This window comes from Agriterribacter sp., from assembly GCF_035444585.1.
Classification (GTDB): domain Bacteria; phylum Bacteroidota; class Bacteroidia; order Chitinophagales; family Chitinophagaceae; genus Agriterribacter.
In genome coordinates, this window is the sequence record NZ_DAOMOZ010000190.1 from 1 (window position 1) to 9,389 (window position 9,389).

Annotated in this window: 10 protein-coding genes; 5 read left to right on the forward strand and 5 right to left on the reverse strand. The window is 45.2% G+C overall.

Annotated elements, in window-relative coordinates; translation table 11 throughout:
• From PLH26_RS16985 to PLH26_RS16995, 3 genes are all read left to right on the forward strand, one after another.
• Nucleotides 1–479: LemA family protein (locus PLH26_RS16985; protein WP_324587226.1), on the forward strand; the 479-nt coding region annotated here is incomplete at its 5' end.
• Between the two features lie 15 nt (nucleotides 480–494).
• On the forward strand, nucleotides 495–953 hold the full coding sequence (locus PLH26_RS16990) for a TPM domain-containing protein (RefSeq protein ID WP_324587227.1): 459 nt from the start codon (nucleotides 495–497) through the stop codon (nucleotides 951–953).
• A 170-nt stretch (nucleotides 954–1,123) separates the two neighbouring features.
• Nucleotides 1,124–1,912 (forward strand): TPM domain-containing protein, encoded by a 789-nt coding sequence (locus PLH26_RS16995; RefSeq protein ID WP_324587228.1) that lies wholly within the window; start codon nucleotides 1,124–1,126, stop codon nucleotides 1,910–1,912.
• Between the two features lie 63 nt (nucleotides 1,913–1,975).
• Here the strand turns inward: PLH26_RS16995 and PLH26_RS17000 are convergent, their stop codons facing one another.
• From PLH26_RS17000 to PLH26_RS17010, 3 genes are all read right to left on the reverse strand, one after another.
• Entirely contained in the window at nucleotides 1,976–2,707 is a 732-nt protein-coding gene (locus tag PLH26_RS17000; protein ID WP_324587229.1) for a DUF6568 family protein, read from the reverse strand.
• On the reverse strand, nucleotides 2,700–3,005 hold the full coding sequence (trxA, locus tag PLH26_RS17005) for a thioredoxin (RefSeq protein WP_324587230.1): 306 nt from the start codon (nucleotides 3,003–3,005) through the stop codon (nucleotides 2,700–2,702). Before trxA ends, PLH26_RS17000 begins: the two co-directional genes overlap by 8 nt.
• Before the next feature lie 275 nt (nucleotides 3,006–3,280).
• Nucleotides 3,281–3,958 (reverse strand): arylesterase, encoded by a 678-nt coding sequence (locus tag PLH26_RS17010; protein ID WP_324587231.1) that lies wholly within the window; start codon nucleotides 3,956–3,958, stop codon nucleotides 3,281–3,283.
• A gap of 116 nt (nucleotides 3,959–4,074) precedes the next feature.
• Between PLH26_RS17010 and PLH26_RS17015 the strand changes: the two genes are divergently transcribed.
• The gene (locus tag PLH26_RS17015; protein ID WP_324587232.1) at nucleotides 4,075–4,776 is read left to right on the forward strand and encodes an ABC transporter ATP-binding protein; all 702 of its coding nucleotides are present in this window, start codon (nucleotides 4,075–4,077) and stop codon (nucleotides 4,774–4,776) included.
• A 9-nt stretch (nucleotides 4,777–4,785) separates the two neighbouring features.
• Nucleotides 4,786–7,341 (forward strand): ABC transporter permease, encoded by a 2,556-nt coding sequence (locus PLH26_RS17020; protein ID WP_324587233.1) that lies wholly within the window; start codon nucleotides 4,786–4,788, stop codon nucleotides 7,339–7,341.
• Here the strand turns inward: PLH26_RS17020 and PLH26_RS17025 are convergent.
• Both PLH26_RS17025 and PLH26_RS17030 read right to left on the reverse strand, forming a co-directional pair.
• The gene (locus PLH26_RS17025; protein WP_324587234.1) at nucleotides 7,338–8,351 is read right to left on the reverse strand and encodes a GSCFA domain-containing protein; all 1,014 of its coding nucleotides are present in this window, start codon (nucleotides 8,349–8,351) and stop codon (nucleotides 7,338–7,340) included. The genes PLH26_RS17020 and PLH26_RS17025 overlap by 4 nt on opposite strands.
• A 1-nt stretch (nucleotide 8,352) precedes the next feature.
• Nucleotides 8,353–9,219 (reverse strand): hydroxymethylglutaryl-CoA lyase, encoded by an 867-nt coding sequence (locus PLH26_RS17030; protein ID WP_324587235.1) that lies wholly within the window; start codon nucleotides 9,217–9,219, stop codon nucleotides 8,353–8,355.
• Nucleotides 9,220–9,389 lie beyond the last annotated feature (170 nt).

Sequence of the window (9,389 nt, forward strand, 5' to 3'; positions counted from 1 at the left end):
GCAAGTGGGGCAATGTGCAGAGCGAATACCAGCGCCGGTCTGATCTTATACCCAATCTTGTAAACACGGTAAAGGGGGCAGCTAACTTTGAGCAGGAAACGCTTACCCAGGTTATCCAGGCGCGGGCCAATGCTACTAAAGTAAATATTAATGCAGATGACCTGAGCCCCGAAAAAATGGCCCAGTTTCAGCAGGCACAGGGCCAATTAAGCGGCGCATTGAGCCGTTTGCTGGTAACGGTAGAACGATATCCCGAACTAAAAGCCAATCAGAACTTTCTTAACCTGCAGTCGCAATTGGAAGGAACTGAAAACCGGATCAAAGTGTCGCGCAATGATTTTAATGCAGCAGTGCAGGATTATAATACCGTGGTAAAAACATTTCCCAATGCATTGTACTCCGGTTTGTTCGGATTTAAAGAGAAAGGATTTTTTGCTGCTGAGCCCGGCGCCCAGACCGCACCGGAGGTAAATTTTTAAACTTTATCCGAATTCATGAGATTTTTTTCATCCAGGATCAGGCATTTTTTTTCTCCGGAAGAGAATCAGCGTATCGTGTCTGCTATACAGGAAGCCGAAAGGCGTACCAGTGGGGAGATCCGGGTATACATAGAAAGCCGTTGCCGGTTTGTAGATCCTGTTGACAGGGCCATTGAACTTTTTTATGGCTTAAAAATGGAAAAAACAGAACAGCGCAACGGAGTGATATTGTACTTAGCCATTAAAGATCACCAGCTGGCCATATTTGGAGATGAAGGCATTCATCAAAAAGTAGGAGCAGCGTTCTGGAATAAGGCAGTACAACATATTCTCAGTGCATTTAACGCCGCACATTATGCGGATGGCATTATAACTATTTTAAAGGAAATCGGAGAGGCGTTGCACGAGCATTTCCCCTATGATTCCGATACCGACAGAAATGAATTGCCTGATGAGATCGTGTTTGGAAAATGAGCAGAGCAATTTGAAATTTGGTATTTGAAATTTGACATTGGCCCGGTCAGTGTGTTAAAGTTCATTATACTTCTTTTCGGCTTTACTGTATTGATTTTAAATCTCGGATTTATTTAGTACTTTTTTCGTATGGTTGGGATATTTTCTCCAGATAAGGAATTTTATAATTAATGAAGAAGTATTTATTCGTCATATTGCTCTTTCTCTCCCCTGGTGTTTCTGCACAGATCGATAAAATCATCCCTGCTGCGCCAAATCCACCGCAGCTGGTTAATGATTTTACCGGCACGCTTACCCAACTTCAGCAGGAAAATCTTGAGCATAAATTAAAGAATTATGATGATACTACCTCCAACCAGATCGCAGTAGTTATCGTAAAAACCGTTGGCGACTACGAGCCGTATGAATATGCTACGGCACTGGGGCGCAAATGGGGCGTGGGCAATAAGGAATTCAATAACGGGGTGGTTTTTTTAATTGCCAAAGACGACAGGAAGGTTTTTATTGCACCCGGTTACGGACTGGAAGGCGCTTTGCCCGATATAACCTGTAAGCAGATCGTTGAAAATGAGATCCTCCCTAATTTCAGGGGCAATGATTACTACCGTGGTATTGATGAAGGTACTACGGCTATTATGAAAGCTGCTGTTGGTGAATACCAGCCACCTGAAGGATATGCAGGCAGGGGAAAGAAAAAAGGAGTACCACTGCCACTTATCATATTCATCATATTCATTATTGTGGTTATCATTTCCCGTATTGGTGGCGGGGGTGGCGGAGGCGGGTCATTTATGAGCCGGCGCGGTTACCGCGAAACGGGTATACCGCCTGTATTTTGGTTCCCCGGTGGCGGTGGTGGAAGCAGGGGCGGCGGAGGCTGGAGCGGCGGCGGTTCAGGAGGATTTGGTGGATTCGGCGGCGGTAGTTTTGGCGGCGGCGGCGCAGGCGGCAGCTGGTAAAAAACAGGGCTTGCTCTTTGGTTCGCTATCCATCAGCAGAATTCTTGGCCAATTGCAAATGGTTTAGCTCTTCAATAAATATTTTATCAATTCCCTTAGCTGTGAGGTTGACTGAAATCCTGTAACGCGTTTAAGCTCCTTCCCGTTTTTGTATACCGCTATCGCAGGAATGCTTTCAATATTCAGCTTGCGGGCCAATGGCTTGGCTTTATCCAGGTTAATACGTGAAAAAGTTACTTTGTTCTTGTATTTTTTTGAAAGCTTTTTCAGTGAGGGTTCCATTTGCCGGCAGGGGATGCACCAGGGAGCATAAAAATCAACCAGTAATATTTTATTATCAGTGAGCAATTTATCAAAATCAGACATTGTGAAACTGTTTGCTTCGCTTTTAACGCTTTCTTCAACTGTTGTTACAGGAAGCTTATTGTTTTCCCATGCCATCATGCCACCCTGCAGATCGTATACGTTAACAAAGCCCATATCCTGTAATGTTTTTGCAGCTTTTGCACTTCTGCCGCCAACCTTGCAGTAAACGAATACAGGCTCTTCTTTATTCAGTTTTTTAAGCTGATCTTTAAAATCTGTATCATAGATATTTATGTTTTTGGCCGTTGCAATATGACCGGATTGAAATTCTTCCGGTGTGCGAACATCAATAATTTGCTTTTGTAATGTGGAGTCCAGGGTTTGCGCAAATGCCTTTGCAGGCAGGAGTCGTATGCCGGCTTCCTGTGCCGTGAGGTTTGACGAAAAAACTGCAAAACAAAAGATATACAGGATAAATAACTTATTCATTGCCGCTATATTGATTTATGATTTGTTGAAGCTGGTTCGACTGCACAACGCCCGACTGGCGCCATAGTACCTTTCCCTGCTTAAATAAAATGAGTGTGGGAACACCCTGCACCTGGTAAGCTGCAGCAGTTTGTGTGTTTTTATCTACATCTATCTTTATGATGGTAGCGGCATCGCCGATGCTTTTTTTTAATGTTTCAAGGATCGGCGTCATCATCTTGCAGGGGCCGCACCACGTGGCATAAAAATCAACCAGCACCGGTTTGTCACCATTAATAAGCTCAGAAAATGTTGCCATGAACTGTACGTTATTATTGCTTTAATAATACAAAGGTAAATGATTAAGTGCTATATACGCGAAGCGCGGGTTGAGGTTGAGATCGCTGCAAATGCAGAGGTGAGAGGGGAGAGGTCAAAGGTGAAAGTGAATCGCATCCTGCATTGCCCGTAGCTCAGCCCTGATTGCCCACAGCCAACCGCTCACATTTCGGTCCTAACCTGTGGCTTCCGGCTTCGGACTTCAAATTTGTATTTTATTGTAGATTATTGGGCTTCTCACTTTGCTCATTCAGCTTATAACAGATCTTTCAGCACCGCCCAAACATTTTCGGCTACTATCTTTTGCCCTTCTGCTGTGGGGTGTATGCCATCGGACTGGTTCAGTTCCGGTTCGCCGCCAACACCTTCGAGTAAAAAGGGCAGGAAAGCAATTTTGTTGCTGTTTGCCAGGTTTTCAAAAATCTTGTGGAAATTTTCACTGTACTGTTTTCCCATATTGGGCGGAACGCGCATGCCTGCGAGCATTAACTTTACATCGGGATATTTTTCTTTTACCTTGTTTATTATTTTCTGCAGGTTTTTCTCTGTTTCTTCAAGCGGTATCCCGCGCAGTCCGTCGTTGCCTCCCAGTTCAAGTACAAAAACATGTACAGGTTGTTTCAATATCCAGTCAATCCTGCTGTTGCCACCGGCTGTGGTTTCACCGCTTAAACCTGCATTAACAGCTTTATACGGAAGCTTGAGCGAATCAATTTTAGCCTGTATCAATGCCGGGTAAGCCTCAGCAAGATCAAGTCCGTAGCCGGCAGTAAGACTATTCCCGAAAAAAACAATATTTTTTGTTGAAGATGAAGGCGGCGGCGTTTCTTTTTGCGTGCTGTCATTTGCAGTGTCCTCCGGTGTTGAATCGGGATTGCTGCAGGCAACACATAACATCAGCAGTAATATACCGTAAGTTCTTATTTTTAGCATAACATCACTAATTTATCTTATAAAGCTGTTAAGTATATTTTAAAAATACATTAATTTAAAGAGCGCTTACTCAAACATAGTAATTTGAATGCTGCTTCTTCAAAATAAAATCACAAATGGATACCATACTCAGTTTACAGGATGTAAGCAAAACCTATCAAAGCGGCACCAAAAGGCTTACTGTGCTTCATAATATCAATTTTACGGTGGAAGCGGGCTCTATTGTAGCCATTGTGGGGCCTTCGGGCAGCGGTAAAACCACGTTGCTTGGTTTATGTGCCGGGCTCGACAGGGCGAGTACGGGTACAATTGAGCTGAATAAATTAAGGCTTGATGACAAAAACGAAGATGAAAGAGCATTTATCCGTAATCGTTATATAGGGTTCATCTTTCAGAATTTTCAACTGATGCCCACGCTCACGGCCCTTGAGAACGTGATGGTACCTTTGGAATTACAGGGGGAAAAAAATATTCGCTCCCGCTCCGTTACGTTACTTGAAAAAGTAGGATTGTCCGATCGCCTGCATCATTACCCGGCACAATTATCGGGAGGTGAGCAACAACGGGTTTCCATAGCAAGAGCCTTTTCTACCAACCCCAAAATTTTGTTTGCCGATGAACCTACCGGTAACCTGGATGATGAAACGAGCGGGAAGATCGTACCGTTGCTTTTTGCGCTGAACAGGGAAGCCGGGACCACGCTGATCATTGTTACCCACAATCCCGAGCTGGCAGAAAGTACTCAGCGCATCATCCGTTTAAAAGGCGGACATATTATTTCAGACGAACGCACCAGCAACACAACACTGGCAGTTTAAAAATCATTCATGCGTACAGAACTACCCAAAAAAAGATTGGATATTTCCTGGCTCCTCACCATGGCATGGCGCGACAGCCGCCGTAACCGCTCCAGGCTATTGCTGTTCATGTCTTCCATTGTACTTGGTATTGCGGCTTTGGTAGCTATTTTTTCATTGGGTGATCATGTGCGGAGCGATATCAACAACCAGGCAAAAGCATTACTGGGCTCCGACCTTGTTATTGAAAGCAATAAGGCGCCCGACGCTGCTATACAACATATGCTGGATACCCTGGGCAACCGGCGTTCGCAGGAGTGCAGGTTTGCCTCTATGGTTTATTTTACAAAAAATAAGGGAACAAGATTGGTGCAGGTATTGGCGCTCGAAGGAGATTATCCATATTACGGCCGTTTTGAAACAGTTCCGGAAATGGCAGGAATTGATTTCCGCAAAGGGAAGCACGCATTGGTAGATAAAACACTGATGCTGCAGTTTGATGCAAAAGTGGGTGACTCTGTCCGCGTTGGCGAGCTCGGCTTCGTTATAGCCGGCATGCTCACGCAGGCACCCGGCCGCTCCGGGCTTTCCACCACTATTGCACCACCGGTATATATTCCTTTTCAATACCTGCAACAAACAGGCCTGCTGCAAAAAGGGAGCAGGTTTACGTACAGCTTTTATTTCAAATATGATGACCAGGCAAAAATGGACAGGCAGCTTGCTGCTGTAGATCCCATCCTTGAAAACAAAGGGCTGGATTATGAAACGGCCGAATCCCGCAAAAGAGATACCGGCAGGCAATTCGAAGATGTTTCACAATTCCTTACACTTATTGGTTTTATAGCCTTGCTATTGGGTTGCATAGGCATAGCCAGCTCCATTAATATTTACATCCGTGAAAAAATACCGGCTATTGCCATATTGCGTTGCCTGGGGGCCAGTACAAAACAAACTTTCCTGATCTATCTTATACAAATAACAGCGCTTGGCCTGATAGGCGCAGTGGCCGGTGCAATTTTAGGAACAGCGGCGCAACAGGCTTTGCCCTTTGTATTGAAAGATATATTGCCTGTAGATATCAGCACTTCTGTTTCATGGCCATCCATAGCCAAAGGAATAGGGTTGGGGGTTGTTATATCATTCCTGTTCGGATTGCTGCCTTTGCTTTCCATTCGCAGCATTTCTCCGCTGTATACTTTGCGGGTATCTGTTGAGCAGGTGCCGGCATGGCGTAACCCGTGGCAGGTACTGTTGTTTGCCGTTATTCTTTTTTTTATCGCCGTGTTTGCCCGTCTGCAGATGCAAAGCTGGCTGCAGGCACTTGTTTTTGCCCTGAGCATACTTGCGGCTTTTTTGTTCCTTACGGCCGTGGCTGTAGCATTGCGTGGTGCTGTACGCCGTTTTTTCCCTTCGGGATTGAGTTATTTATGGCGGCAGGGCTTTGCCAATCTGTATCGCCCCAATAATCAAACCATACTGTTGATCGTTACTGTAGGCCTGGGTACGCTTTTTATAGGCACGCTCTACTTCATTCAGGATATACTCATGAGCCGTGTGTCCATGGCGGCCAGTAATAACCAGCCCAATATGGTATTGTTTGATATTCAAACCAGTCAGAAAGATGCTGTAGCAAAGCTTGTAAAAGAATACCACCTGCCTGTATACCAGGATGTGCCTATTGTTACCATGCGTATAGAAGAAATAAACGGGATGAACGCAGCAGAAGCAAGACGTGATTCCGCATCCGGCATCCGCCCGAGGGTATTTGAAGGCGAGTTGCGTGTTACTTACCGTGATTCGCTGACGGATACGGAAAAAATCACTGCCGGCAAATTCGAAACAAAAAAATATGTGCCCGGCGATCGGATTTATATATCGCTGGAAGAACGTTATGCACAGCGTATTAGGGTATCCGTTGGAGATAGTATCTTATTTAATGTACAGGGAGCGCTTATCCCAACTGTTGTGGGTAGTTTCAGGGATGTGGACTGGAGGCGTGTACAAACCAATTTCCGTGTTGTTTTTCCTGCCGGTGTGCTGGAAACAGCGCCGCAGTTTCATGTGCTGGTTACCCGTGTGGCTTCTAATGAAACTTCCGCAGCTTTTCAACAGGCAGTTGTACGTGAGTTCCCGAACGTATCGGTTATTGACCTGAATTTAATATTGAAAGTGCTGGATGATGTGCTGGGTAAGATCGGTTTTGTGATCCGGTTCATGGCTGCTTTCAGCATCCTTACAGGATTGATCGTGCTCATTGCTTCCGTATATGTAAGTAAGTTCCAGCGCATACAGGAAACCGTATTGTTGCGCACGCTTGGCGCCGGCAGGAAGCAATTGTTCATTATCGCCGCACTGGAATATTTTTTCCTCGGTGCACTGGCTGCCGGTACGGGCATATTGCTTTCGCTCGCGGGCAGCTGGGCCTTGGCCAGGTACAGCTTTGATGCCGTGTTCAATCCTTCGGTCATGCCCGTCCTTGTATTATTCTTCTCCGTATCCCTGCTTACGGTTGCTATCGGACTGTTTAACAGCCGGGGAGTGGTGAGTACGCCGCCATTGGAAATATTGAGAAAAGAAATTTAGCTGCCGCTGAAGTATTTCAATTCTTCTGTGAAGCTCAAATAAGGGTATTGGTCCTGCAATGCCTGAACCCTGCTGAAATAGCTGCTTAAAAATTGCCGGTGTGCGGCAGATGAAGGATTGAAGGGTCGGTGTTTTACAGCGATATTGATCTTTTCCATTTCTTTCATCAATGCGTAACAATGTGGATCAATACATGCGTCGGTAAATTTTTCCCATACATAGGCGGTAGCCAGGTAATTGGGATGCACCATATCTTCCGCATAAAAACGATAATCCCGCAAATCATCAATTACCAGTTCATAAGCAGGAAAATAGAAATGATCTTCAAATTTTTCCACTATGTGATGAACCGCCTGTATCAGTATGGCTTTGCTTTTGTTGTTCTCCACCAGTCCATCCCGGGCATGCCGCACAGGGCTTATGGTATATATCACTTTAATTGCGGGATTGAACAGCATCAGCCTGTACCGCAGGTTATCCAGTACAGTGAATACTTCTTCAGCAGTCAGCAGCCTTTTCCGGAACCTGTCTGTAGGCACTTTATGGCAATTGGCTACAATATCATTAGCCCTGTTCTTTGCCCGGTATAATGATGATGGCTTTTCCATCCATTCATACACAAATGCCGATCCCAGCGTGAGTATAAGCCAGTTGGTTTGTTTTAAAAAAGCATGAGCGGCCTGCTGCGAACTGTTGATCTGCTGTAACGCGGTTTGCTTATCGGGGTGTGAAAAGCGGCTGTGGTGATCCCAACTGTTCCAAAGCTCGTTGTAATAAAACAAGTCTTCTTCGCTGTATCGTTTTTGTTCTATATAAGATACCAAAGATGCTGCAATGCTGACGGGGTTGAAAAGAATGCCATTGGGATTTTCAATGGTGGCAAACTTATTACTGCGGAGCTGCCTGGTAATGTGTTCAGTAAAGCAGGAGCCCGATAAGAACAGCTTCTGCCTGTGATTGATCTTTTGAGGGAAGGCTGGTATGTCTAATGCTAATCTGAAGTTCGTCATGTTAAACAAAAATTGTTTGGGCCATAATAACGCTTTGCTGCAGGGCATCTGTATTGATGTGGCTGCACAATTTCATTTTTGAGAAATACGCGATCATTTGTTCCGTATCCATATTGCCCACCAGGTCGTCATTAGCCATCGGGCAGCCCCCAACGCCCATCAATGCCCCGTCAAACCGGCGGCACCCGGCCTTGAATGCCGCATCAATTTTATGTGCGCGGTGAACAGGTGTGGAATGCAGGTGCACGCCAATTTCAACACGGGGAAATGCACGAACCAAATGTTCCGTAATACGGTTTACCTGTCCGGGAGTGGCCAGTCCAACCGTATCCGCAAGGGAAATGACATTGATGCCCAGTTGTTGTATGGTATTGGCCCAGCTGAATACAATGTCTTCATTGTATGGATCGCCATAAGGATTCCCAAACCCCATAGAAAGGTATATTACCAGTTGCTTGTTGTGGTTGACACAAAGCTGCTGTATCGCTTCCACAATGGTAAGAGATGCGGCAATGGTGCTGTTGGTATTGCGCAGTTGAAATGTTTCGGAAACGGAAAACGGGAAACCGATACAGGCAATGGCATCGTACTGAGCAGCTTCTTTTGCACCTCGTTCATTGGCTACTATGGCCAGTAATTTTGTGCTTGTGCCGGAAATATCCAGTTGCTTTATCACTTCATGCGTATCTGCCATTTGTGGTATGGCTTTGGGTGATACAAAGCTCCCGAAGTCTATAGTGTCGAACCCTACTTTCAATAAGGTGTTGATATAGTCTGCTTTCTGTTGGGTTGAAATAAAATGCTTCCAGCCCTGCATAGCATCGCGGGGACATTCAATTAATTTTACAGTATCGGTTGGCTGCGCCATATCAGTATGCAATTTAAGTAAAGAATGGGAAAGCCTGTTTTACCCCGGAATGATAAGCAATGAAGATGATTGAACAGAATATAAAAGGAATTTAATACTTTTGCCACCCTTCCCTGACTCCGTAGCTCAGTTGGTAGAGCAGCTGACTCTTAATCAGCGGGTCCAGAGTT